At 72.2% G+C, this 25,028-nt stretch carries 11 protein-coding genes, 1 tRNA gene, 1 rRNA gene and 1 pseudogene; 4 read left to right on the top strand and 10 right to left on the bottom strand.

Going from position 1 to position 25,028, the window contains the following annotated elements; translation table 11 throughout:
• Positions 1-25: 25 nt before the first annotated feature.
• From ACIO92_RS19665 to ACIO92_RS19655, 3 genes and pseudogenes are all read left to right on the top strand, one after another.
• Positions 26-4,678, top strand: a complete 4,653-nt coding sequence (locus ACIO92_RS19665; RefSeq protein ID WP_366444182.1) for a DEAD/DEAH box helicase — start codon at positions 26-28, stop codon at positions 4,676-4,678.
• A gap of 664 nt (positions 4,679-5,342) precedes the next feature.
• Positions 5,343-6,125: pseudogene (locus ACIO92_RS19660) on the top strand (Fpg/Nei family DNA glycosylase); the annotation flags it as partial.
• 185 nt (positions 6,126-6,310) lie between these two features.
• Positions 6,311-7,078, top strand: a complete 768-nt coding sequence (locus ACIO92_RS19655) for an SDR family NAD(P)-dependent oxidoreductase (protein WP_366444180.1) — start codon at positions 6,311-6,313, stop codon at positions 7,076-7,078.
• A gap of 711 nt (positions 7,079-7,789) precedes the next feature.
• Here ACIO92_RS19655 and ACIO92_RS19650 read toward each other — a convergent pair.
• The 8 genes from ACIO92_RS19650 to ACIO92_RS19615 form a co-directional block, all read right to left on the bottom strand.
• On the bottom strand, positions 7,790-8,173 hold the full coding sequence (locus ACIO92_RS19650; RefSeq protein ID WP_366444178.1) for a helix-turn-helix transcriptional regulator: 384 nt from the start codon (positions 8,171-8,173) through the stop codon (positions 7,790-7,792).
• 94 nt (positions 8,174-8,267) lie between these two features.
• A complete protein-coding gene (locus tag ACIO92_RS19645) occupies positions 8,268-8,804 on the bottom strand; it encodes a CinA family protein (protein WP_366444177.1) in 537 nt (178 codons plus the stop codon).
• Entirely contained in the window at positions 8,801-9,475 is a 675-nt protein-coding gene (gene pgsA, locus ACIO92_RS19640; protein WP_402282688.1) for a CDP-diacylglycerol--glycerol-3-phosphate 3-phosphatidyltransferase, read from the bottom strand. Before pgsA ends, ACIO92_RS19645 begins: the two co-directional genes overlap by 4 nt.
• Complete coding sequence (gene rimO / locus ACIO92_RS19635; protein ID WP_402282690.1) at positions 9,472-10,971, bottom strand: 30S ribosomal protein S12 methylthiotransferase RimO; 1,500 nt, start codon at positions 10,969-10,971, stop codon at positions 9,472-9,474. Before rimO ends, pgsA begins: the two co-directional genes overlap by 4 nt.
• A 91-nt stretch (positions 10,972-11,062) precedes the next feature.
• On the bottom strand, positions 11,063-11,893 hold the full coding sequence (locus tag ACIO92_RS19630) for a RodZ domain-containing protein (protein WP_366444174.1): 831 nt from the start codon (positions 11,891-11,893) through the stop codon (positions 11,063-11,065).
• Between the two features lie 324 nt (positions 11,894-12,217).
• Positions 12,218-15,037: a DNA translocase FtsK gene (locus ACIO92_RS19625; RefSeq protein ID WP_366444172.1), complete on the bottom strand. Its 2,820-nt coding sequence runs from the start codon at positions 15,035-15,037 to the stop codon at positions 12,218-12,220.
• Positions 15,038-15,162: 125 nt separating this feature from the next.
• Positions 15,163-15,834: a two-component system response regulator gene (locus ACIO92_RS19620; protein ID WP_030694290.1), complete on the bottom strand. Its 672-nt coding sequence runs from the start codon at positions 15,832-15,834 to the stop codon at positions 15,163-15,165.
• 352 nt (positions 15,835-16,186) lie between these two features.
• The gene (locus ACIO92_RS19615; RefSeq protein WP_366444171.1) at positions 16,187-21,661 is read right to left on the bottom strand and encodes a HAMP domain-containing protein; all 5,475 of its coding nucleotides are present in this window, start codon (positions 21,659-21,661) and stop codon (positions 16,187-16,189) included.
• A 269-nt stretch (positions 21,662-21,930) separates the two neighbouring features.
• Between ACIO92_RS19615 and ACIO92_RS19610 the strand changes: the two genes are divergently transcribed.
• The gene (locus ACIO92_RS19610) at positions 21,931-24,579 is read left to right on the top strand and encodes a SpoIIE family protein phosphatase (RefSeq protein WP_366444170.1); all 2,649 of its coding nucleotides are present in this window, start codon (positions 21,931-21,933) and stop codon (positions 24,577-24,579) included.
• A 102-nt stretch (positions 24,580-24,681) separates the two neighbouring features.
• Here the strand turns inward: ACIO92_RS19610 and ACIO92_RS19605 are convergent.
• Positions 24,682-24,757 (bottom strand) — tRNA-Thr (locus tag ACIO92_RS19605).
• 4 nt (positions 24,758-24,761) lie between these two features.
• A 5S ribosomal RNA gene (rrf, locus tag ACIO92_RS19600) occupies positions 24,762-24,878 on the bottom strand.
• Between the last annotated feature and the right edge of the window lie 150 nt (positions 24,879-25,028).

The following is a 25,028-nucleotide window of genomic DNA, read 5'->3' as shown; positions in this document are numbered from 1 at the left end:
AGTGGGTGGGTGCACGATGGGGGGCATGGTCAGGTCCGCGCTCGACTCGTTCTCCCCCGCGACCCGCGCGTGGTTCGCCGGGGCCTTCACCGCGCCCACGGCGGCGCAGGAGGGCGCCTGGACCGCCATCGGCGCGGGCTCCGACGTCCTCGTCGTCGCCCCCACGGGCTCGGGCAAGACCCTGGCCGCCTTCCTCGCCTCCCTGGACCGGCTGGCCTCCTCGCCCCCGCCCGCCGACGCGCGGAAGCGCTGCCGCGTGCTGTACGTGTCCCCGCTGAAGGCCCTGGCCGTGGACGTCGAGCGCAACCTGCGCTCGCCGCTGACCGGCATCCGCCAGGAGTCGGTGCGGCTGGGCCTGCCCGAGCCGGACGTCCGGGTCGGCATCCGCTCCGGCGACACTCCCCCGGCCGAGCGCCGGGCCCTCGCGACCCGCCCGCCGGACATCCTGATCACCACCCCCGAGTCGCTGTTCCTGATGCTGACCTCCGCCGCCCGCGAGGCGCTCTCCGGGGTGGAGACGGTCATCCTGGACGAGGTGCACGCGGTCGCGGGCACGAAGCGGGGCGCCCACCTGGCGCTCTCCCTGGAGCGGCTGGACGAGCTGCTGCCCCGCCCGGCGCGCCGGATCGGCCTGTCCGCGACGGTCCGCCCGGTGGACGAGGTCGCGCGCTATCTGTCGCCGGGGCGGGCCGTGGAGATCGTGCAGCCCGCGTCGGGCAAGGAGTTCGACCTGTCGGTCGTCGTCCCCGTCGCGGACATGGGCGAGCTGGGCGGCTCGCCCGCGTCCGAGGGCAAGGACGGCGGTGACCGGCCGTCGATCTGGCCGCACGTCGAGGAGCGGATCGCGGACCTCGTCCAGGCGCACCGCTCCACCATCGTCTTCGCCAACTCCCGCCGCCTCGCCGAGCGCCTGTGCAACCGGCTCAACGAGATCGCGTACGAGCGGGCGACCGGCGAGCCGCTGCCCGAGGGGGCTCCCCCGGCCGAGGTCATGGCCCAGTCGGGGGCCGCCGGGGGCGCCCCCGCGCTGCTCGCCCGCGCCCACCACGGCTCGGTCTCGAAGGAGCAGCGCGCCCAGGTCGAGGAGGACCTGAAGGCGGGCCGGCTGCCCGCCGTGGTGGCCACCTCCAGTCTGGAGCTGGGCATCGACATGGGCGCGGTCGACCTGGTCGTGCAGGTCGAGTCGCCGCCCTCGGTGGCCTCCGGGCTCCAGCGCGTGGGCCGCGCGGGGCACCAGGTCGGCGCGGTGTCGACGGGCGTGGTCTTCCCCAAGTACCGGGGCGATCTGGTGCAGGCCGCGGTGGTCACCGAGCGGATGCGCGCCGGGGCGATCGAGTCGATGCGGATCCCCGCCAATCCACTGGACGTGCTGGCGCAGCAGCTGGTGGCGACCGTCGCGCTCGACACCTGGCAGGTGGACGAGCTGCTGGCGCTGGTCCGCCGGGCGGCGCCGTTCTCGTCCCTGCCCGAGTCGGCGTTCACGGGCGTGCTCGACATGCTCGCGGGCCGCTATCCCTCGGACGCCTTCGCGGAGCTGCGCCCGCGCGTGGTCTGGGACCGGGTCGCCGGGACCGTGACCGGACGGCCGGGCGCCCAGCGGCTCGCCGTCACCTCCGGCGGCACGATCCCCGACCGGGGTCTGTTCGGCGTGTTCCTGGCGGGTTCGGACCCCAAGAAGGGCGGGGGGCGGGTCGGGGAGCTCGACGAGGAGATGGTGTACGAGTCCCGGGTCGGCGACGTGTTCACGCTCGGCACCACCTCCTGGCGGATCGAGGACATCACCCGTGACCGGGTCCTCGTCTCCCCCGCGCCCGGGGTGCCGGGCAGGCTGCCGTTCTGGAAGGGCGACCAGTTGGGCCGCCCGCTGGAGCTGGGCCGGGCCGTGGGCGCGTTCCTGCGCGAGGTCGGCGCCCTCCCGGAGGAGGACGCGCGGCTGCGGCTGCTGGCCGCGGGGCTCGACGCCTGGGCGGCGGACAACGTGATCGCCTACCTCCGGGAGCAGCGCGAGGCCTGCGGGCACGTGCCGGACGACCGGACGATCCTCGTGGAGCGGTTCAGGGACGAGCTCGGGGACTGGCGGGTCGTCATCCACTCCCCGTTCGGGGCGCAGGTGCACGCCCCGTGGGCGCTGGCCCTCGGGGCGCGGCTCGCCGAGCGGTACGGCATGGACGCCCAGGTGATGCACGCGGACGACGGCATCGTGCTGCGGCTGCCGGACGCCGATCTGATGGGCCTGGACATGGGCCTCGACCTGCTCGACCACGAGCCGGTCGACCCCGGGCGGCACCTCGACACGACGTACGACGCCGACACGGCGCCCGTCGGCGCGGCCGACACCCTCTTCGACCGGGGCGAGATCGAGCAGATCGTCACCGACCAGGTGGGGGCCTCGGCGCTGTTCGCGTCCCGCTTCCGCGAGTGCGCGGCGCGTGCCCTGCTGCTGCCGAAGCGGAACCCGGGCAAGCGCACCCCGCTCTGGCAGCAGCGTCAGCGCGCTTCCCAACTGCTGCAGGTGGCGAGCGAGTTCGGCTCCTTCCCGATCGTCCTCGAAGCCGTCCGCGAATGCCTCCAGGACGTCTTCGACCTGCCAGGACTCGTGGAGCTGATGGGGGACGTCGAGGCCCGCCGGGTCCGGCTGGTCGAGGTCACCACCCCCGAGCCCTCGCCCTTCGCCCGCTCGCTGCTCTTCGGCTATGTGGCGCAGTTCCTGTACGAGGGCGACTCGCCGCTCGCCGAGCGGCGGGCGGCCGCGCTGTCCCTGGACTCCCGGCTGCTCGCGGAGCTGCTCGGCCGGGCGGAGCTGCGCGAGCTGCTCGACCCGGAGGTCCTGACGGAGCTGGAGCGGGAGCTCCAGTGGCTGACGGACGACCGGCGGATCAAGGACGTGGAGGGCGTCGCCGACCTGCTGCGGGTGCTGGGGCCGCTCACCGACGCGGAGCTGGCCGAGCGCGGCGCGGAGGCGGTCTGGGCGCCGGAGCTGGGGGCGGCCCGGCGGGCGATCCGGGTGCGGATCGGGGGCCGGGAGCACTGGGCCGCGATCGAGGACGCGGGCCGCCTCCGGGACGCCCTGGGCACGGCCCTGCCGGTGGGGGTTCCCGAGGCCTTCACCGAGCCGGTCAAGGATCCGCTGGGGGATCTCCTCTCGCGGTTCGCCCGTACCCACGGCCCGTTCACGTCCTCGTCGGCCGCCGACCGGTTCGGTCTTGGGGCGGCCGTCACCGACGGCGCGCTCCAGCGGCTCGCCGCGTCCGGCCGGGTCGTCCAGGGCGAGTTCCACCCTTCCGGAATCGGCCAGGAGTGGTGCGACGCGACGGTACTGCGGCGGCTGCGCCGCCGTTCCCTCGCGGCCCTGCGCCACGAGCTGGAGCCGGTGCCCCCGGCGGCCCTCGCCACGTTCCTGCCGCAGTGGCAGCACCTGGGGGGCGGCGGGCTGCGCGGGATCGACGGCCTCGCCCGCGCGGTCGAGCAGCTCCAGGGCGCACCGGTGCCCGCCTCGGCCCTGGAGAAGCTGGTGCTGCCGTCCCGGGTGCGGGACTACTCCCCGGGGCTCCTGGACGAGCTGACGACCACCGGCGAAGTGCTGTGGGCCGGGGCGGGCTCGCTGCCCGGCAAGGACGGCTGGGTCTCGCTGTACCTCGCGGACGCGGCCCCGCTGCTCCTGCCGCCGCCGCACCCCCTGGAGCTGTCCGCGCTGCACGAGTCGGTGCTGACCGTGCTGTCCGGCGGGTACGGCCTGTTCTTCCGGCAGATCGCCGACCAGATCCGGGCCACCACCCATCCGGACGCGACCGACCCGCAGCTCGCCGACGCCGTCTGGGAGCTGGCCTGGTCGGGGCGGCTGACCAACGACACCCTCGCCCCGCTGCGCTCGCTCCTCGGCTCGGGCCGTACGGCGGGGGCGACCGCCCACCGGGCCCGCCGCACGGTCCCTCGCGGCCGGTACGGCTCGCTGACGGGCGCCGCCCGTCCCGCGTCCCGGACGGGCCCGCCGACGGTCTCCGGCCGCTGGTCGCTGCTGCCCCCGCCGGAACCGGAGCCGACGCACCGGGCGCACGCCCTGGCCAGGACCCTGCTGGACCGGCACGGTGTGGTCACCCGGGGCGCGGTGGCCGCCGAGGGTGTGACGGGCGGCTTCTCGGCGGTGTACCGGGTCCTCGCGGCCTTCGAGGACAGCGGGCAGGCCAGGCGCGGGTACGTGGTGGAGGGGCTCGGCGCGGCGCAGTTCGCGGTGGACGGGGCGGTGGACCGGCTGCGGGCGGCGGCCACCGCGCGCGACCGGGGCGTGGAGGCGGCGGCCGGGCCGCGCGCGCTGGTCCTCGCGGCGGCCGATCCGGCGAACGCGTACGGGGCCGCCCTGTCCTGGCCCGAGCCGCCCACCGACGCCGGGCACAAGCCGGGCCGGAAGGCGGGCGCGCTGGTGGTCCTCGTCGACGGCGAACTGACGCTGTACATGGAGCGGGGCGGCAAGACGCTCCTGTGCTGGCCTGCGGAGCCGGACGACCCGGCCCTGACGGCGGCGGCGGGCGCCCTGGCGGAGGCGGCACGGACGGGCACGCTCGGCACGGTCACGGTGGAGCGGATCAACGGCACGACGGCCCTGACGTCCCCGCTGGCCCGCCCCCTGGAGACGGCGGGCTTCGTGGCCACCCCCAGAGGTCTGCGCCTGCGCGCGCAGTGACCCTGACCAGAGGTTCCCGGGCGGCTCGTACGGCCCCCGGCACCACTGCACCCGATACCGGGTAGAGCCGCACCACGACCGGAAGCGGGCACGGCCACCGGGCGGTCCGGCGGAGAACCCGCAGAGGAGCTTCCGCCCCAGGTCATCGAGCCCTTTCCGGATCGCGCGCACCCACGGCACCCGGCGCGGCACCTCGCGGCGCGGTAGGAACGCCCGGCGGGCAGCCGACGGCCCTGCCGTAACGGCACAGCACGCATGGCACGGCACATCCCTCAGCCCTGCCGGAACACCGGGCGTGCCCGCCCGGACCGCTCCTCAGCTCCGCGACACACAGCAGCAGGCACCAGGCATACACGGGCCCGGCCAAAGGAACCGAAGACCCCATCCGGCGGTGAAGGCCCCTCCCATGAACGAGCCTCCGCCTGAAAGCGGAGCCTCCACCGCGGAAGGCTCGCCACCGCGGAAGGTTCGCCGCCACGGAAGGTTCGCCGCCACGGAGAGGGCCGCTGCCACAGGAGGGCCTCACCACCGAAACAGCCGCCGCCCGCGAAACTCCGCAAGGGCACCCCGCCGGGGGCACGCACCCACAGCCCTCCACACGCACCTCCCCCGCACAGCGCCCGCTCGGCCGCGCGCCCGCGCCCCTGCCCGGCACAATGGAACCGTGCCCGAGGGAGACACCGTCTGGCAGGCCGCCCGGCGCCTGCACATCGCGCTCGCCGGGCGGGTGCTGACCCGCTCGGACCTCCGGGTGCCCCGGTTCGCCACCGCCGACCTGACCGGCCGCACGGTCCTTGACGTCACCCCGCGCGGCAAACACCTGCTCACCCGGATCGAGGGCGGGCTGACCCTCCACTCCCATCTGCGGATGGACGGTGCCTGGCGGGTGTACGCCACCGGGCGGCACCCGCGCGGCGGCCCCGACCACCAGATCCGGGCCGTCCTCGGAAACGCGGAGTGGACCGCGTACGGCTACCGGCTCCCCGTGCTCGAACTCATCCGCACGGCCGAGGAGTCCCGCGCGGTGGGCCGTCTCGGCCCGGATCTCCTGGGTCCCGACTGGGACCCGGCGGAGGCCGCGCGCCGCCTGGGGGCCGACCCGGGCCGACCGCTCGGCGAGGCACTGCTCGACCAGCGGAATCTGGCGGGCATCGGCAATGTGTACAAGTCGGAGCTGGCCTTCCTCGCGGGCGTCACCCCCTGGCTCCCGGTGGGCGAACTGGCCCCCGACGTCCCCGACCGGCTGGCCGCCACCGCCCACCGCCTCCTGGAGGCGAACAAGGACCACCCGGAGCGCCGCACCACCACGACCCGCCGCCCCGGAACCCCGCTGTACGTCTACGGCCGGGCGGGCCGCCCCTGTCTGCGCTGCGGCACCCCGATCCGCAAGGCGGAACTGGACGACCGGGTGACGTACTGGTGCCCCGGCTGCCAACACGGCCCCACCACCACTCCCGAAGCTCACCAAGCCCCCGAAGCCCCACCGGCTCCACCGGCTCCACCAGCCCCACCAGCCCCGGACGACCTCACCACCTCACCCACCCCACTCTCCCCACCCGCTCCCTCCACCCCGTCCATCCCACCCACCCACACCAATTGACGATCCGTCAGATCCAGTCGTACGGTCCGGTCATGACGACTCTCCCCGCGTACGACCTGACCGGCCGCACCGCGTTCGTCACCGGCGCGGCGAGCGGCATCGGGCGGGCGACGGCGGTCCTCCTCGCCCGTTCCGGCGCCACCGTGCACGGCGCGGACCTCGACGCGCGGGGCGTCGAGGGGACCACCGCTCTGATCACCCGGGCGGGAGGCATCGGGTACGCGCACGTCCTGGACGTCACGGACCGTGCCGCGCTGGCCGCCGCCGTCCGCGCGGCCGGGCCGCTGCACGTGATGGCGGCGGTCGCGGGGATCATGCACACGAGCACGGTCCTGGAGACCCGGGACGAGGATCTGGACCGCGTCCTCGCGGTCAACTTCAAAGGCGTCCTCCACGCCTGCCAGGAGGCGGCCCGCTCGATGATCGACGCGGGCGTGCCCGGCTCGATCGTCACGATGGCGTCGGGCGCGATGGACACCGCGAGCCCGGGGCTGCTCTGCTACAGCGTCGCCAAGGCGGCCGTCGTGCAGTTGACGAAGACCCTGGCGGTGGAGGCGGGCCGCTACGGCATCCGGGTCAACGCGGTCGCCCCGGGCTGGGTCCGCACCCCGATGACCGACCGGCACGACCCGGCGGCCCAGGAACAGGCGGAGGCGGCGATGGTCCGCCACTCACCGCTGGGGCGGGTCGGGGAGGCCGAGGACGTGGCGCACGCGGTCCTGCACCTCGCGTGCGACGCCTCCGCCTTCACGACCGGCCAGATCCTCCGCCCGAACGGCGGCGTGGCCATGCCCTGGTGATCCCCCGGACCCGGAAGCGTCCCGCGCCGCCGGAGCCAGCAGCCCGCACCGGGACACCGCCCGAGCCACCGCCCACCCCTGAACCCCCCGGCCCGGAACCACCCACCCCCGAACCGCCCGCCCCACCGGCCCGGCCGAACCACGACCCTCCGGACCTCCCAGGCCCTCCGGACCTCCCGGCCCGGACCGATGCCGCCGCAGCGTGCACCGGCAGCAGGCTCAGCCCCCAGCCGCCCGCCGCCACCGCCCCCTCGACCGGTCCGGCCTCGCCGGGCACCAGCAGCAGACGCAGCACCGCCCACCACCAGAGCCCCCCGGCCACCAGCCCCACCGCGACCAGCGCGAGCGTCGCCGGCGGCACCTGTCGCCGCACCATGGCCGCCTCCTGCCGTCGACGCTAGACCGGCGGGATCACCCCGCGGGAGGGCGCACCGGAGGCAGACCCGGCGCACACGGCCCGGTCGCACGTTCCCTCCACCATGGCACGCCCGACCAGAACCCGGCATCTCAGGCATTCCCTGACACAACGATGAGCAGGCCACCGCACGGCCGCACCCGACGACCACGGGACACCCGGCGCACGACGGTCCCGGAAGGCCCCGCGCGGAAGATCACGGAAACGCCCCGCCCGACTGAAGAACCCCACAAAAGACGAAGCCCCGGTCGGCACCCCACCAGGGGGCGCCGACCGGGGCCTCGCACCGTTTCGGTTCAGGCGGCGACGACGTCGACCGCTTCCGCGGGTGCCTTGATGGTCACCCGCTCGGTGGGCACACCGCCCACCGATGTCACCGACACCGAGTTGAGCATCGGGCGGACCGGCGTCGGCACCGGCTGGCTCGCCGCTGCCGACTGGGCCAGTTCGGCCAGGGACAGCTCGTCGCTCACTTCACGCATCAGCTCGGACATCCGTACGTCCAGCGCGTCGCAGATCGCGGAGAGCAGCTCGGAGGAAGCCTCCTTCTGCCCCCGCTCCACCTCGGAGAGATAGCCGAGCGAGACTCGGGCGGACGAGGAGACTTCGCGCAGAGTACGGCCCTGGCGCTGGCGCTGCCGACGCAGCACGTCACCCAGCAGGCGACGGAGCAGAATCATCGGTGGCTCCCTCCTCGGACCGCGTAGCCGCATCCTTCACGCCCCACCGTACCGCCTCGCGCCGCAGCCGTGCGGGGAGCGATGTCGTGTTCACTCAGGGCTGCAAACATCCATTCCCCCCGTTGTGTTCCGTATCCTGTGCCCGCTCATTCGCCGGGAGTTCCCCACGGAGCAGCTTCAGCACGCTCCGTACACTCTCTGTACGGATTTCCGCGCGGTCGCCGTTCAACCGCAGAGCGGCCACTTTCCCTGCACCGGCGTCCGTCGCGGCGGGTCCGGCGACGGCCACGTAGACGGTGCCGACGGGCTGTCCGTCCTGGGGGTCGGGGCCCGCGACCCCGGTCGTCGCGATCCCCCAGTCGGCGCCGAGCCGGTCCCGCGCACCCGCCGCCATCTGCAGCGCCACCTCGGGGTCGACCGCTCCGCGCGCCGCGAGGAGGTCGGGGTCGACGCCGAGCAGTTCGTGCTTGAGGGCCGTGGCGTAGGCGGTGACGGAGCCCCGGAAGACGGCGGAGGCGCCGGGCACCGAGGTGAGTTCGGCGGCCACCAGGCCACCCGTGAGCGACTCCGCCACGGCCAGCGTGTGACCACGCTCCGCGAGCAGCGCCAGCACCCGGGCGGCCTCGGTCACCGTGCCGCCGTCTCCGGCCGGTTGTCCGCCCGCTCGGCGGCGAGCCCCTCCCGGCGCAGCACGACCGCCTGCCGGACGTAGTCCAGACCCGTGACGACCGTCAGGACGACGGCCAGCGCCATCACCCAGAAGCGCAGGGTGGCCAGGGGCCCGGTGAGCATCAGCACGTACATGCCGACGGCCGTGCCCTGGGCCAGCGTCTTCATCTTGCCGCCGCGGCTGGCCGGGATGACCGCGTGCCGGATCACCCAGAAGCGCATCAGGGTGATTCCCAGTTCCCGCGCCAGGATGACCCCGGTGACCCACCAGGGCAGGTCCCCGAGCATCGAGAGCGAGATGAGCCCGGCCGCCATGATCGCCTTGTCGGCGATCGGGTCGGCGATCTTACCGAAGTCGGTGACCAGGTTGTAGGTACGGGCGAGGTGCCCGTCGAAGATGTCCGTGATCATGGCGACGGCGAACGCGGCCCAGGCCCAGGCGCGCCAGACCGGGTCGTGACCGCCGTCCTGGAGCAGCAGCAGCACGAAGCCCGGCACGAGGACGAGCCGGATCATGGTCAGGATGTTGGCGATGTTCCACAGACTGGCCTGGTTGACGGCCGCCGTGCCCAGCTTGCCTCGGGGCGTCGGCCTTCCGGTCCCGCCCGTCGCGGATGCCGGGACTCCGGTCATCTGCCCGCCTCCTCGAAAAGACACTCGGCCACCAGGTCGACACCCTCCGTGCCGACGACCTTGGCCCTGACCATACGGCCCGGGGCCAGGTCGGGGCTCGCACCGTCGGCCGTGGTGAGCAGGACCTGTCCGTCGGTCTCGGGCGCCTGGTGGGCGGCGCGGCCGATCACACCGTCCTCGTCGTCGACGGATTCGACCATCACTTCCAGGGTCTCTCCGAGGCGCTCCTCCGCGCGCTGCGCGGTGAGCTCCTCGGCGAGCCGGGAGAGGTGGGCGAGCCGTGCGTCGACGACGTCCTGGTCGAGCTTGTGCTCGTACGTGGCGGCTTCGGTGCCGTCCTCGTCGGAGTAGCCGAAGACGCCGATGGCGTCGAGGCGGGCGTGGGTGACGAAGCGTTCCAGCTCGGCGAAGTCCGCCTCGGTCTCGCCGGGGAAGCCGACGATGAAGTTGGAGCGGGCACCGGCGGTCGGGGCCTTGGAGCGGATGGTCTCCAGGAGCTCCAGGAAGCGGTCGGTGTCGCCGAAGCGGCGCATGGCCCGCAGCACGTCGGGGGCGCTGTGCTGGAAGGAGAGGTCGAAGTAGGGCGCGACCTTCTCGGTGGAGGTGAGGACGTCGATCAGGCCGGGGCGCATCTCGGCGGGCTGGAGGTAGCTGACGCGGACGCGCTCGATGCCGTCCACGGCCGCCAGCTCGGGCAGCAGGCTCTCCAGGAGGCGGATGTCGCCGAGGTCCTTGCCGTACGAGGTGTTGTTCTCGGAGACCAGCATGACCTCCTTGACGCCCTGCTCGGCGAGCCAGCGCGTCTCGTTCAGCACGTCGGAGGGACGGCGCGAGACGAAGGAGCCCCGGAAGGAGGGAATGGCGCAGAAGGAGCAGCGGCGGTCGCAGCCGGAGGCCAGCTTCACGGAGGCGACGGGGCTGGTGTCGAGGCGGCGGCGGAGCGGGGCGCGGGGCCCGGAGGCGGGCGCGAGCCCGTCGGGCAGGTCGCTCGGCACGTCCTCGGGGGCTTCGGGGGCCGCCACGGTGCCGTGGCCCGGCAGGGCCACCGCGGCGGCGGCCTGCTGGCGCTCGACGGGCGAGAGGGGCAGCAGCTTGCGCCGGTCGCGGGGGGTGTGGGCCTCGACGCTGCCACCGTTGAGGATGGTCTGGAGGCGGTTGGAGATGTCGGCGTAGTCGTCGAAGCCGAGGACGCCGTCGGCCTCCGGGAGGGCGTCGGCGAGTTCCTTGCCGTACCGCTCGGCCATACAGCCGACGGCGACCACGGCCTGGGTCTTGCCGTGGTCCTTCAGATCATTGGCTTCGAGCAGGGCGTCGACGGAGTCCTTCTTGGCGGCTTCGACGAACCCACAGGTGTTGACGACGGCGACATCCGCGTCCTCGGCGTTCTCGACGAGCTCCCAGCCGTCCGCTGCCAAGCGGCCTGCGAGCTCCTCCGAGTCCACCTCGTTACGGGCGCAGCCAAGAGTGACAAGGGCGACGGTACGGCGTTCGGGCATGGACTCAAGACTACTTCGTCCCGGCCGTTCCCCCGTCGCGCAGGGTTCACCTGGGCGACGGGGGTCACATCGGGCGCCGTTCTTGCGGGGCTCAGCCGGCCTCGGGGTCGCCCTTGGTGTAGGTCAGCCGCTCCACCTGACCGGATTCGAACTTGTCCGCGAGCTTCTTGCCGTTCACGTAGAGCTCGATCGCTCCGGCGTTGCCGAGGACGAGGTCGACGCGCTCGTCGTCCTGGAAGGTCTTGGACTCGCCCTTGAGGAGGAGCCCGTCGAAGAGCACCTTGCCGTCGTGGGCCTTGGCGGAGATCCAGCTCTTGTCGTCGAGGGCGGAGAGCTTGACCGTGACCTTGTCCTGCGGGACGGCGGCGATGGCGCTCTCGGTGGGCTTCGGGGCGACGGGCTTGACCGGCTTGGGCTTGGCGGCGGAGGTGGCCTTCTCGGGGGCGGGCGCCGGGCCGCCCTCGGCGGCGGTGGTGGCGCCCTTGGTGTCGTCGTTCCCGTTGAACATCGTGAAGCCGACGAAACCGACGACGGCGACGATGGCCGCGACCATCGCGGCGGTCCAGTTGGGCCGCCTGGGCTCGGGGCGGATGCGTTCCGCCTCGAAGAGCGGGGCGGCGGGGGTGGGCGCGGGGCGGCCTCCGTGCTCGGCGTCGTACTGCTCGATCAGCGGGGCCGGATCGAGACCCACGGCGCGCGCGAGGGTACGGATGTGCCCACGGGCGTAGACGTCACCGCCGCAGCGCGAGAAGTCGTCCTCCTCGATCGCGTGCACGATCGGAATCCGGACACGGGTGGAGGCACTGACCTCTTCGACGGTGAGACCGGCGGCGATGCGGGTCTGCTGGAGAGCGCGACCGATCGAGTCCCGGTCGTCTGCCGGGAAGGTCCGGTCGTCTTCGGGGGAGTTGCCGATGGACACGAGAGCGCCTTTCGAGCGTGTAGCCACCTGCTGGACGTTCAGTCTATGGGTGGTACGAAAGGGTGGGGCAACCGGGCGGGTGCTGTTTGTACGCCATGAGGCTGGGACATCCTGCTGTCCCTCCGTCCAACTTGACGTACGGCCAGGGGAAACGGTTGCCCGCCGTTCCCTTACGAGTGAGTCTCGGCCCGGTCTCGACCGGGTACCCCACCCGGCGGGCACCACACCCGCCCCACCCGCCGCGTCACCACGTCTTCGCACCCCCGGCGCCCGACGTCTCGCGCCCCCGCGCCCCCGCGATCCCACACCCGCGCGGCCCCGCCCTCACTCCCCCGACTCGCCTCGGATCACGGCGAGCACCCCGTCCAGTTCGTCGGGCTTCACGAGCACGTCCCGCGCCTTCGATCCCTCGCTCGGTCCGACGATGTTCCGCGACTCCATCAGGTCCATCAGCCGGCCCGCCTTGGCGAAGCCGACGCGCAGCTTGCGCTGGAGCATCGACGTGGAGCCGAACTGGGTGGAGACGACGAGTTCCGCCGCCTGGCACAGCAGGTCGAGGTCGTCGCCGATGTCCTCGTCGATCTCCTTCTTCTGCCGGGTGCCGACGGTGACGTCCTCCCGGAAGACCGGGGTCATCTGGTCCTTGCAGTGCTGCACGACGGCCGCGACCTCGTGCTCGGTGACGAAGGCTCCCTGGAGGCGGACGGGCTTGTTGGCACCCATCGGCAGGAACAGTCCGTCACCCTTTCCGATGAGCTTCTCGGCGCCCGGCTGGTCGAGGATGACCCGGCTGTCGGCGAGCGAGGAGGTCGCGAAGGCCAGCCGGGACGGCACGTTGGCCTTGATGAGACCCGTCACGACGTCCACGGACGGCCGCTGGGTGGCGAGCACCAGATGGATTCCGGCGGCGCGCGCGAGCTGGGTGATGCGGACGATCGAGTCCTCGACGTCCCGGGGCGCGACCATCATCAGGTCGGCCAGCTCGTCGACGATGACCAGCAGGTACGGATAGGGGTTGAGCTCGCGCTCGCTGCCCTCCGGCAGTTTGATCTTGCCGTCCCGGATGGCCTGGTTGAAGTCGTCGATGTGCCGGTAGCCGAAGGCCGCCAGGTCGTCGTAGCGGAGGTCCATCTCCTTCACCACCCACTGGAGGGCCTCGGCGGCCCGCTTGGGGTTGGTGATGATCGGGGTGATCAGGTGCGGGATGCCCTCGTACGCGGTGAGCTCGACCCGCTTGGGGTCGACGAGGACCATCCGGACGTCCTCGGGGGTCGCCCTTATCATGATCGAGGTGATCAGGCAGTTGATGCACGAGGACTTTCCGGAGCCGGTGGCCCCGGCGACCAGGACGTGCGGCATCTTCGCCAGGTTGGCCATCTCGTAGCCGCCCTCGACGTTCTTCCCGAGCGCCACCAGCATCGGATGGTCGTCCTCGGCGGCGGCGGCGAGCCGCAGCACGTCACCGAGGTTCACCATCTCGCGGTCGCTGTTCGGGATCTCGATGCCGACCGCGGACTTGCCGGGGATCGGCGAGATGATCCGGACGTCCGGGGAGGCCACCGCGTAGGCGATGTTCTTCGTCAGGGCGGTGATCTTCTCGACCTTCACGGCGGGCCCGAGCTCGACCTCGTACCGCGTGACCGTCGGCCCCCGGGTGAAACCGGTGACGGCGGCGTCCACCTTGAACTCGGTGAAGACGTTGGAGAGCGCGTCCACCACGACGTCGTTGGCGGCGCTGCGCGTCTTGCCGGGCCCGCCCCGCTCCAGCAGGTCCAGCGACGGCAGCGCGTAGGTGATGTCCCCGGCCAGCTGGAGCTGCTCCGCCCGGGGCGGCAGATCCGTCGGCTCGGGAGCGGGCTTGGTCAGATCCGGTACGCCTCCGCCGGGCCGCTGGCCGCCCCCACGGGCAGGCGGCACGGGCGCACCCGCGCCCCCCGTTCCCACCAGACCCCGCCCGCCCCCGGCGGCGGCCTGCGCGGCGGCCTTACGGTCGGCGGTGACGTCCCTGGTCAGATCGGCGACGATCGGGGACGGCGGCATCCCGTTGAGGACCGCGCCGTCGAGCGCTGCGGCTGCCGCCGCCGCGATGTCCACCGGGTCCGGGCCGTCCTCGAAGGCGGGCCGCCCGGCCGGACGCCGGGCCGGGCCCTTGCGCCGTTCCAGCATCTCCTCCTCGGCCCGGTCCACGTCATAGGGCTCGGCGGGGCCGCGCCGTCGCACCGGACCGGCCGCGCGGGGCCCCGGCCGGGCCTCGCGCCAGTCCTCGTCGTACCCCTCGTGCCTCTCGTCCCCCTCGGCCTCCGCCGGGTCGTACGCGGGTTCGACGATGCCGAGGCGGGCGCCGAGGGCCCGCAGTCGCTGCGGGATCGCGTTGACCGGGGTGGCGGTGACGACGAGCAGCCCGAAGACCGTGAGCAGCACCAGCATCGGTACGGCGAGGACCTCGCCCATCATGAAGACCAGCGGCTGGGAAGCGGCCCAGCCGATCAGCCCGCCCGCGTCCTGCATGGCAGCGCTGCCGTCGCCGCGCCCCGGCGAGCCGCACGCGATGTGGACCTGGCCGAGGACGCCGATGACGAGGGCGGAGAGCCCGATGCTGATCCGCCCGTTGGCCTCCGGCTTCTCCGGATAGAGGACCAGCCGTACGCCGATCGCGCCGAGCAGCAGCGGGACGAGCAGGTCGAGCCGGCCGAAGGCACCGGTAACCAGCATCTCGACGAGGTCGCCGACCGGACCCCGCAGATTGGACCAGGTCCCGGCAGCGACGATCAGCGCGAGACCGAGGAGGAGCAGCGCGAGACCGTCCTTGCGGTGGGCCGGATCGAGGCCCTTGGCGCCCCGTCCCATCCCCCGCAGCACCGCCCCCACAGCGTGCGCGACCCCCAGCCACGCGCCCCGCGCGAGCCGGTACACGCCCCCGGTCGGGGACGGTGCGGGGCGGGGCGGGGCCTTCTTCGCCGCGGTCTTCCGCGCGGGCGCGCGCTTGGCGGGCGCGGCCTTCTTCGCGGGCGCCTTCTTCGCGGGCGGTTTGGCGGGGGACTTCGCGGGGGCCGCTTTCTTCGCGGCGCCCGCCGTACGGCCGGCGCGCGGCTTGGCGGTGCCCGCCGTGCCCTGGGAACCCTTGCCGGACGTACGTGAAGCCATGGTGCCGAGGTTACCGGTGTGAGCAGCCGCTGTCCGCCTCACCCGAACGTGTCGCCCCGCCGGGGCGCGAAGGTGACGCCGTCTCACACCGGACGACGGCCACCGGAACCGGCCGTGACGGTACGTCAGCCCTGGGCGGGCAGCGTCGGCGCGGCTCCCGTGCCCGGTTCGAGGGCGTCCAGGGCGCGGCGCAGTCCGGTCAGCTTCCGCTCCAGGTGCGCGGCGGTGGCGACCGCGGCGGCGTCGGCGGAGTCGTCGTCGAGCTGCTTGGACAGCGCCTCCGCCTGCTCCTCGACGGCCGCGAGCCGGGCGGAGAGTTCGGCGAGGAGCCCGGCGGACTCCTTGCCGTGACCGCCCTCGCCGCCCTCCAACTGGAGCCGCAGCAGGGCCGCCTGCTCCCGCAGCTTGCAGTTCTTCATGTACAGCTCGACGAAGACGGAGACCTTGGCGCGCAGCACCCACGGGTCGAACGGCTTCGAGATGTAGTCGACCGCACCGGCCGCGTATCCCCGGAAGGTGTGGTGGGGACCGTGGTTGATGGCGGTGAGGAAGATGATCGGGATGTCCCGGGTCCGCTCGCGCCGCTTGATGTGCGCGGCGGTCTCGAAGCCGTCCATCCCCGGCATCTGGACGTCGAGCAGGATGACCGCGAAGTCGTCCGTCAACAGCGCCTTGAGCGCTTCCTCCCCTGACGATGCCCGCACCAGCGTCTGATCGAGCGCGGAGAGAATGGCCTCCAGCGCCAGCAGATTCTCCGGCCGGTCATCGACCAGGAGGATCTTGGCCTTCTGCACCATGCCCCGTCCTCCTCGCCCCGGCAACGGCTCTCCCCAGCTCCCCGAACCGGGGGTGGCACCGGGCGCCGCCCCAGGGGACGACTCTCTGGCGCCGTCCGTCCTTGTGCCGGTCATCGTAGCCGCACCCCGCCCGTCGCCACACCCTGTCACCGCGATGTCACCGCGCACGTACCTGAAACGCGGTGGGAGATCAGAAGGTTCCCCGTGCGCGGCCTTCTCACACCCTTCTCACCGAAGCCGTCCGGCGGCCTCCCCCGACGCACCCGGGGAGGCCGCCGGACGCTTCCCCGGGTACGTACGGAGGCCCGTGGCGCCGCGGTGTCCTCCCCTCACCACGGGCCCCCGCACGGGGTCATTCGCCCCGCATCCACTGCTCCATCACGGACAGCAGGTAGTCGGACTCCACCGGCTTCGTCACATAGTCCGAGGCGCCCGACTCGATCGCCTTCTCCCGGTCGCCCTTCATCGCCTTCGCCGTGAGCGCGATGATCGGCAGCCCCGCGAACTGCGGCATCCGCCGGATCGCGGTCGTCGTCGCGTACCCGTCCATCTCCGGCATCATGATGTCCATCAGGACGAGCGCCACGTCGTCGTGCTGCTCCAGGACCTCGATGCCCTCCCGGCCGTTCTCCGCGTAGAGCACCGCGAGCCCGTGCTGCTCCAGGACGCTGGTGAGCGCGAACACGTTGCGGATGTCGTCGTCGACGATGAGCACCCGCTCGCCCGAGAAGCCGTAGCCTCGGCGCTTCTCCGGCTCCGGCTCCCGCTCCACCCGCTCCCGCGCCTCCGCCCGGCCGGACCCCTGCGGCACGACGGTGCCCGCCCCGGTCGCCTCCGCCGCGGCCTTCCGCCGGTGCCGGAACAGCGCCCCGGCGCCCGACCGGTCCTCCGAGCGCCCGGACGGCGGCGGGAAGTACGGGAACGGCTGGATGCCCGCCGCCCCGCCGCCCTGCGGCTCGTCGAGGTCCTGCGCCCCCTGCCCGTGACCGTGCGACGGGGACTCGACGGGACTCAGCGGCAGATACAGCGTGAACGTCGAACCGCGGCCCGTCTCGCTCGCCGCGTAGATCTCACCGCCGAGCAGCCGCGCGATCTCCCGGCTGATCGAGAGCCCCAGACCCGTACCGCCGTACTTCCTGCTGGTCGTCCCGTCCGCCTGCTTGAACGCCTCGAAGATGACCCGCATCTTGCTCGCGGCGATCCCGATACCGGTGTCGGTGACCGAGAACGCGATCAGATCGGCCTCCGGGTCGCGCAGCGAACCGGCCTCCAGGAGCTGTTCGCGGATCGACTGCGGAACATCCGCCCCGGCCGGCCGGATGACCAGCTCCACCGCGCCCGTGTCGGTGAACTTCACCGCGTTGGACAGCAGGTTGCGCAGCACCTGGAGCAGCCTCTGCTCGTCGGTGTGGAGCGTGGCGGGCAGCTCGGGCGAGACCCGCACCGAGAAGTCCAGGCCCTTCTCCGCCGTGAGCGGCCGGAACGTGGCCTCCACGTAGTCGACGAGCTGGACGAGCGCGATCCGGGTCGGCGACACGTCCATCTTGCCCGCCTCCACCTTGGACAGGTCGAGGATGTCGTTGATCAGCTGGAGCAGGTCGGAACCCGCGCCGTGGATGGTCTCGGCGAACTCGACCTGCTTCGGCGTCAGGTTCGTCTCGGCGTTGTCCGCGAGCAACTTGGCCAGGATCAGCAGCGAGTTGAGCGGAGTGCGCAGCTCGTGCGACATGTTCGCCAGGAACTCGGACTTGTACCGCATGGAGACGGCGAGCTGTTCGGCCCGCTCCTCCAGCACCTGCCGCGCCTCCTCGATCTCGGTGTTCTTCACCTCGATGTCACGGTTCTGCCGGGCCAGCAGCTCGGCCTTCTCCTCCAGTTCGGCGTTGGAGCCCTGGAGCTCCTTCTGCCGGTGCTCCAGCTCCGCCGACCGCTCCTTGAGCTGCTCGGTGAGCCGCTGCGACTGCTGGAGCAGCACCTCGGTCTTGGTGTTGACGCTGATCGTGTTGACGGTGGTCGCGATCAGCTCGGCCAGCTGGTTGAGGAAGTCCCGCTGGATCTGGGTGAACGGCTGGAAGGACGCCAGCTCGATCACTCCGAGGACCTTGCCCTCGAAGAGCACCGGCAGCACGATCACATGCGCGGGAGCCGCCTCGCCGAGCCCGGAGGAGATCTTCAGATACCCCGGCGGCACATTGACCTGGATGGTCCGCTTCTCCTCGGCGGCCGTACCGATGAGGGTCTCGCCCGGCCGGAAGGAGGTCGGCATGGACCCGGTGGAGTACCCGTAACTCCCGCGCATCCGCAGCTCGTACGAGCCGTCGCCCTCACCGACGAGTTCCGCGTCGCTGTGCGCGGAGCCGGTCGGCATCGCCACGAAGAACGCCCCGTGCTGCGCCGACACCACCGGCGTCAGCTCGCTCATGATCAGCGAGGCCACGTCGTCCAGGTCCCGGCGGCCCTGCATGAGACCGGAGATGCGGGCCAGGTTGCCCTTCAGCCAGTCCTGCTCCTCGTTGGCGAGGGTGGTGTCGCGCAGGTTGGTGATCATCGTGTTGATGTTGTCCTGGAGGGCCTGGATCTCGCCCGCCGCGTCGACCCCGTTGATCTTCAGGTTGAGGTCGCCCCGGGTGACCGCCGTGGCGACCGCCGCGATGGCCCGCACCTGACGGGTGAGGTTCCCGGCCATCTCGTTCACGGACTCGGTCAGATCGCTCCAGGTACCGTCCACGTCCCGCACGTGCGCCTGGCCGCCGAGGATGCCCTCGACGCCCACCTCACGGGCCACGCGCGTGACCTCCTCGGCGAAGTTCGACAGCTGGTCCACCATCGTGTTGATGGTGTTCTTCAGCTCCTCGATCTCACCGCGCGCGTCGATGTCGATCTTCTTGGTGAGGTCGCCCTTGGCGATGGCGGTGGTCACGGCGGCGATCTGCCGCACCTGACCGGTCAGGTTGGACGCCATCGAGTTCACCGACTCGGTGAGGTCCTTCCAGGTGCCCGCGACGCCCGGAACCCTCGCCTGGCCGCCGAGTTCGCCCTCGGTGCCCACCTCGCGGGCGACCCGGGTGACCTCGTCCGCGAACGACGACAGGGTCGTCACCATCGTGTTGACGGTCTCGGCCAGCTCGGCGACCTCGCCGCGCGCCTCCACCGTCACCTTCTTCGTCAGGTCGCCGTTGGCCACCGCCGCCGAGACCCGGGCGATGTTCCGCACCTGGCTCGTCAGGTTGTTGGCCATCAGGTTGACGTTGTCGCTGAGGTCCTTCCAGGTGCCGGTGACCCCGCGCACCCGCGCCTGACCGCCCAGGATGCCCTCCGTGCCCACCTCGCGGGCCACCCGCGTGACCTCGTCCGCGAAGTTCGACAGCTGGTCGACCATCGTGTTCACGGTCGTCACCAGCTCCAGGATCTCGCCCCGGGCATCGACCGTGATCTTCTTCGACAGGTCGCCCTTGGCGACCGCCGTCGTCACCTCGGCGATCTGCCGCACCTGGATGGTGAGGTTGTTCGCCATGAAGTTCACCGACTGGGTCAGGTCCTTCCAGGTGCCGGAGACCCCCTGCACCTCGGCCTGACCTCCGAGCATCCCCTCGGTGCCCACCTCACGGGCCACCCGGGTCACCTGCTCGGCGAAGTTCGACAGCTGGTCCACCATCGTGTTGAGGGTGTTCTTCAGCTCCAGGATCTCGCCGCGCGCGTCCACGTCGATCTTCTGCGACAGATCACCGCGCGCGACCGCCGTGGCGACCTGCGCGATGTTGCGGACCTGGGTGGTCAGGTTCCCGGCCATGCCGTTCACCGAGTCCGTCAGGTCGCGCCACACCCCGGCCACGCCCGGCACCTGCGCCTGCCCGCCGAGGCGCCCGTCGGTGCCCACCTCACGGGCCACCCGCGTCACCTGGTCGGCGAAGGCGGAGAGCTGGTCGACCATCGTGTTGATGGTGTTCTTCAGCTCCAGGATCTCGCCGCGCGCGTCCACGTCGATCTTCTGCGACAGATCACCGCGCGCCACGGCCGTCGTCACCTGGGCGATCTGCCGCACCTGCGAGGTCAGGTTCCCCGCCATGAAGTTCACCGAGTCGGTGAGCTCCCGCCAGCGCCCGGAGACGCCGTCCACCCGAGCCTGGCCGCCGAGCCTGCCCTCGGTGCCCACGTCCCGCGCCATCCTGGTGACCTGGTCCGCGAACGACGACAGCTGCGACACCATGGTGTTCACGGTGTTCTTGAGCTCCAGCATCTCGCCGGCCACGTCCACCGTGACCTTCTGCGACAGATCGCCGTTGGCGACCGCCGTGGTCACCAGGGCGATGTCCCGCACCTGGTTGGTCAGGTTCCGGAAGGCCGTGTTCACCGAGTCGGTGAGGTCCTTCCACGTCCCCGCCGCCCCGGGCACCTCCGCCTGACCGCCGAGCAGACCCTCGACACCGACCTCCCGGGCCACCCGGGTCACCTCGGAACCGAAGGCGGACAGCTGGTCCACCATCGTGTTCACGGTGTTCTTCAGTTCCAGCATCTCCCCGGCCACGTCCACCGTGACCTTCTGCGACAGATCACCGCTGGCCACGGCCGTCGTCACCTGGGCGATGTCCCGCACCTGCGTGGTGATGTTCCGGAAGACGGTGTTGACCGAGTCGGTCAGGTCCTTCCACGTCCCCGCGGCGCCCGGCACCTGCGCCTGACCGCCGAGCAGCCCCTGCGCGCCGACCTCGCCCGACACCCGGGTCACCTCGTCGGCGAAGATCCGCAGCGTCTTCGTCATCTGGTTGATGGTGTCCGCGAGCTGCGCGATCTCCCCGCGCGCCGACACCCGCACCTTCTGCGACAGATCACCGTTGGCGACCGCCGTCGTCACCAGGGCGATGTCCCGCACCTGGTTGGTCAGGTTCCCGGCCATCGTGTTGACCGAGTCCGTGAGGTCCTTCCAGACCCCGGACACCCCGGCCACCTCCGCCTGGCCGCCCAGCTCGCCCTCCGTGCCCACCTCGCGGGCCACCCGGGTCACCTCGGAGGAGAACGACGACAGCTGGTCCACCATCCGGTTGACGGTGTTCTTCAGCTCCAGCATCTCCCCGGCCACGTTCGCCGTGACCTTCTGGGACAGATCGCCGTTGGCGACCGCCGTCGTCACCAGGGCGATGTCCCGCACCTGCGCCGTCAGCCGGTTCGCCATCGTGTTGACCGAGTCCGTGAGGTCCTTCCACGAACCGGACACCCCGCGCACGTGCGCCTGCCCGCCGAGCTTTCCGTCGGTACCCACCTCGACGGCGACCCTGGTCACCTCGGACGCGAACAACGACAGCTGGTCGACGAGGTTGTTGACGGTACGGGCGACCTTCAGGAACTCCCCACGCAGCGGCCGGACCGTCCCGTCCGCCCCCTCCGAACGCAAGTCCATCCGCTGTTCGAGATCACCCTCGGCCACCGACGAAAGGACCCGGCCCACCTCGGACACCGGCCGCGCCAGATCGTCGACGAGCGCGTTCGCGGCTTCGATCGCCACCGCCCACGCGCCCTCGCCCGACCCGACCTCCAGCCGTTCCGACAGCTTGCCCTCGCGGCCCACCACCCGGCGGACCCTCGACAGCTCCCCCGTCACGTGCGACTGCCGTTCGGCGACCTCGTTGAAGACCGTGGAGATCTCCGCCATCACCCCGTCGCCGGAGATCGTCAGACGCCTGCGCAGATTCCCGTCCCGCATGGAGACCAGGGCGCCTAGCAACCGCTCCAGCGCCGCCGCGTCCACCTGGACCGTCCCCCCACGGGAACGCCCGCCCCTCGCGCGCGTACCGCCGCCTCCGCCGCGTCGCACCGCCGTGCCAGCTTCCACCGTGTCCCTCCCGAAAGGGGTCGAACGTTCCGCTCCGGCTCCCGCCGGTAGCCTGCCCAGTGTTTCACCGTCCGCCGACCAGGCGATAACAGTTCGGCAGCTTCGCACAAGCGTCCCTACTCCGGCGGGGACGCAATCAGCGCGACCGGCATCCGCGCGCACGGTGAAGGAAAGTAACCTGGCTCCCGGCTGCCCATCCGCCCCGGTCCGCCCGGCGGGGGCGGTACGGCACGCGTACGACCACCGGGCAGCGGGAGGACAGACCGAGCATGGCAGAGCCGGGCGTCGAGACGCGTACGAGGAGTTCTGTGATCACCGCGCGGGCGACTGCCGGCTTCGAGCCCGTGGGGCGGTCCGTCGCGGCCGCCCGCGCGTTCGTCCGGGACACCCTCCAGGGCTGGGGACACCCCGAGCTCGTCGACGACGCCGTCGTCCTGACCAGCGAACTCGTCACCAATGCCGTCATCCACGCGGGCACCTCCGCCGAGGTCCTCTGCCTCCGCTCGGACGACGGCATCCGCATCGAGGTCGCCGACCGCTATCCCGAGCGCGAGATCCCCGTCCAGAGCGGCCGCACCCTCGGCAACCCCGACCGCGAGAACGGCCGGGGTCTGCTGCTCTGCGCCGCCCTCGCCCACCGCTGGGGCGTCGACTACTCCCCCACCAGCAAGCACGTCTGGTTCCGCCTGGACCTCCCGCAGCGCGCGGTCGGCACCCGCTCCGCGGGCCCCGTCATCCCCGACGCGCTCCTCCCGGTCGCCGACAGCCGCGTCCGGGTCGCCGTCACCCAGATCGACCGCGGCGGCACCATCACCTCCTGGAACGAGGACGCCGAGGAACTCTTCGGGTACGAGGCCGGGCAGGTCGTCGGCAAACCCCTCGGCGACCTCGCCGCCTGGCCCCACACCCCCGGCACCGGCACCGGCCTCGCCGAGGCCCTGCGCCTCTCCCGCTGGGAGGGCAGCTACGGCATCCGCTGCTCCGACGGGCGTGTCATCCCCGTCTACTCCTCCCACCTCCGGGTCCGCGACGCCCAGGGCGAACCGTCCACGGTCTGCCTCCTGGTCCGCGAGCACGAGCGGGCCGTCCTCCAGACCCCGCAGCGCCCCGCGGCCGACCCGGGCACCGAGAACCGCACCGCCGTCGATCCCTTCGAGGTCTTCATCGGCTCGCCCGCCCCCGACGACCTGGACGGCCTGCTCCAGCGGACCGTCGAACGCGCCCGCGACATGCTCGACGGCGACGCCGCCTTCCTCCTCCTGGCCACCGACGACGAGACGGAACTGGAGGTACGGGCGACCACCGGCCTCCCGGCCGCCCGCCAGCGCTTCGCCCGCGTCCCCGTCGAGACCGGCGCCAGCCGCTACGGCTCCGCCCGGATGCCCGCCGTCCACGAGGACCTGGCCGCGGTGCCGGGCGCCGTCCCGCTCCTCGAAGCGACCGGTATGCGCTCGGTGGTCACGGTCCCGCTCAAGGTCGAGGGCAGGCTCACCGGCTCCTTGGGCGTGGCGGCCGAGGCCGCCAACCGCTACTCCAACGAGGAGGCCCTGCGCCTCCAGTTCGCCGCCGACCGCATCGCGCTGGCCGTCGAGTCCGCCCGCCTGGGCGAACTGGAGCGGTTGCGCCGGGGCTCCCTCAGCTTCCTGGTGGAGGCGTCCGACCTCCTCGCGGGCACGCTCGACCGCGACCAGACCCTGGCCCTGATGGCCCAGATGACGGTCCCGACCCTCGCCACCTGGTGCGCGGTCTACACGATCGCCGACCAGGCCTCCGACCCGTATCTGTCGTACGTGCTCCACGAGGACGAGGACCGCATCGACGGGCTGAAGGACCTGCTGACGTCGATCGCCCCGCCGGACCCGGTGCCGACCCCGGGCGCCCGGGTCTGGACCGCCCCCGGCGACGCCGCCCACCGGGCCGCCCTGACCGCCTCGGTGCACTCCCTCGACCGTCCGGCGGGCCCGCTGTCCTCCGGCATCGACGCCACACTGGCGACCGCGAGCACGGTGGCGGGCGAGACGGTCGTCCTGCCGCTGGTGGCCCGCAACCGGGTGATCGGCATGTTGACCCTCGGCCGGCCCTCGGAGGACCACTTCCGCCAGGAGATCCTGGAGCTCGCCGAGGACCTCTCGCGCCGGGCCGCCCTGGCCCTGGACAACGCCCGTCTGTACTCGGAGCGCGTGGCGATCAGCCAGTCCCTGCAGCGCAGTCTCCTGCCGCCCCGCACTCCGGACATCCCCGGTGTCGAGGTGGACGTCATCTACCGCGCGGCGGGCGAGGGCAACGAGGTCGGCGGCGACTTCTACGACGTCTTCCCCGTCAGGGACGGCGTCTACGGCTTCGCCATCGGCGACGTCTGCGGTACGGGACCGGAGGCGGCCGCCGTCACCGGTCTGGCCCGGCACGCCCTGCGTCTCCTCGCCCGCGAGGGCTTGGGCGGCCCGGCGGTCCTGGAGCGGCTGAACGCGGCGATCCTCGACGAGGGTCCCCGCAGCCGCTTCCTCACCCTGCTGTACGGCGAGATGCACCCGCAGGAGGACGGTTCCGCGGTCCTGAAGGTCGTCTGCGCGGGCCACCCGCTGCCCCTGCGCCTCCGTCCGGACGGCACGGTCAGCCCGGCGGCAGAGCCGCAGCCGCTGCTCGGCGTCATGGACGACCTGGAGCTGTACGAGCAGACGGTGACGCTCGACCCGGGCGATGTCCTCCTCTGTGTCACGGACGGTGTGACGGAGCGCCGCGAGGGCACCCGGATGCTGGGCGACGACGGTCTCGCGGAAGTCCTCAGCACATGTACGGGCCTCACGGCTGGCGCGGTCGCCGCCCGCATTCTGCGGGCGGTGGAGCGCTTCGCCCAGGCCCCTGCCTCCGACGACATGGCCATCCTGGCGATGCGCCTGCGCGAACCGCACGACCGCTGACAGCCGAAGCCGGGTGTTTCCCCTCCGCAGGGAGACACCCGGCTCATGTCCTCGGTGAGGAAACGCAAAAAGGCCCCCGCCACAAGGCGGGGGCCTTTTCTTTGGAGCCCTTTAACGGAATCGAACCGTTGACCTTCTCCTTACCATGGAGACGCTCTACCGACTGAGCTAAAAGGGCATATGTTCGGCGGTGTCCTACTCTCCCACAGGGTCCCCCCTGCAGTACCATCGGCGCTGAAAGGCTTAGCTTCCGGGTTCGGAATGTAACCGGGCGTTTCCCTAACGCTATGACCACCGAAACACTATGAAGATATGAACCGCCGCACCACCCACAAGAGGGGGGCGTGTTCGTTACTTCAGAACTAACACAGTGGACGCGAGCAACTGAGGACAAGCCCTCGGCCTATTAGTACCGGTCAGCTCCACCCATTACTGGGCTTCCACATCCG

It is taken from the genome of Streptomyces sp. NPDC087215, from assembly GCF_044744885.1.
Taxonomy (GTDB): Bacteria; Actinomycetota; Actinomycetes; order Streptomycetales; family Streptomycetaceae; genus Streptomyces.
The sequence above is the reverse complement of the archived record's forward strand: the minus strand, read 5'-3'. Positions and strand labels throughout refer to the sequence as shown.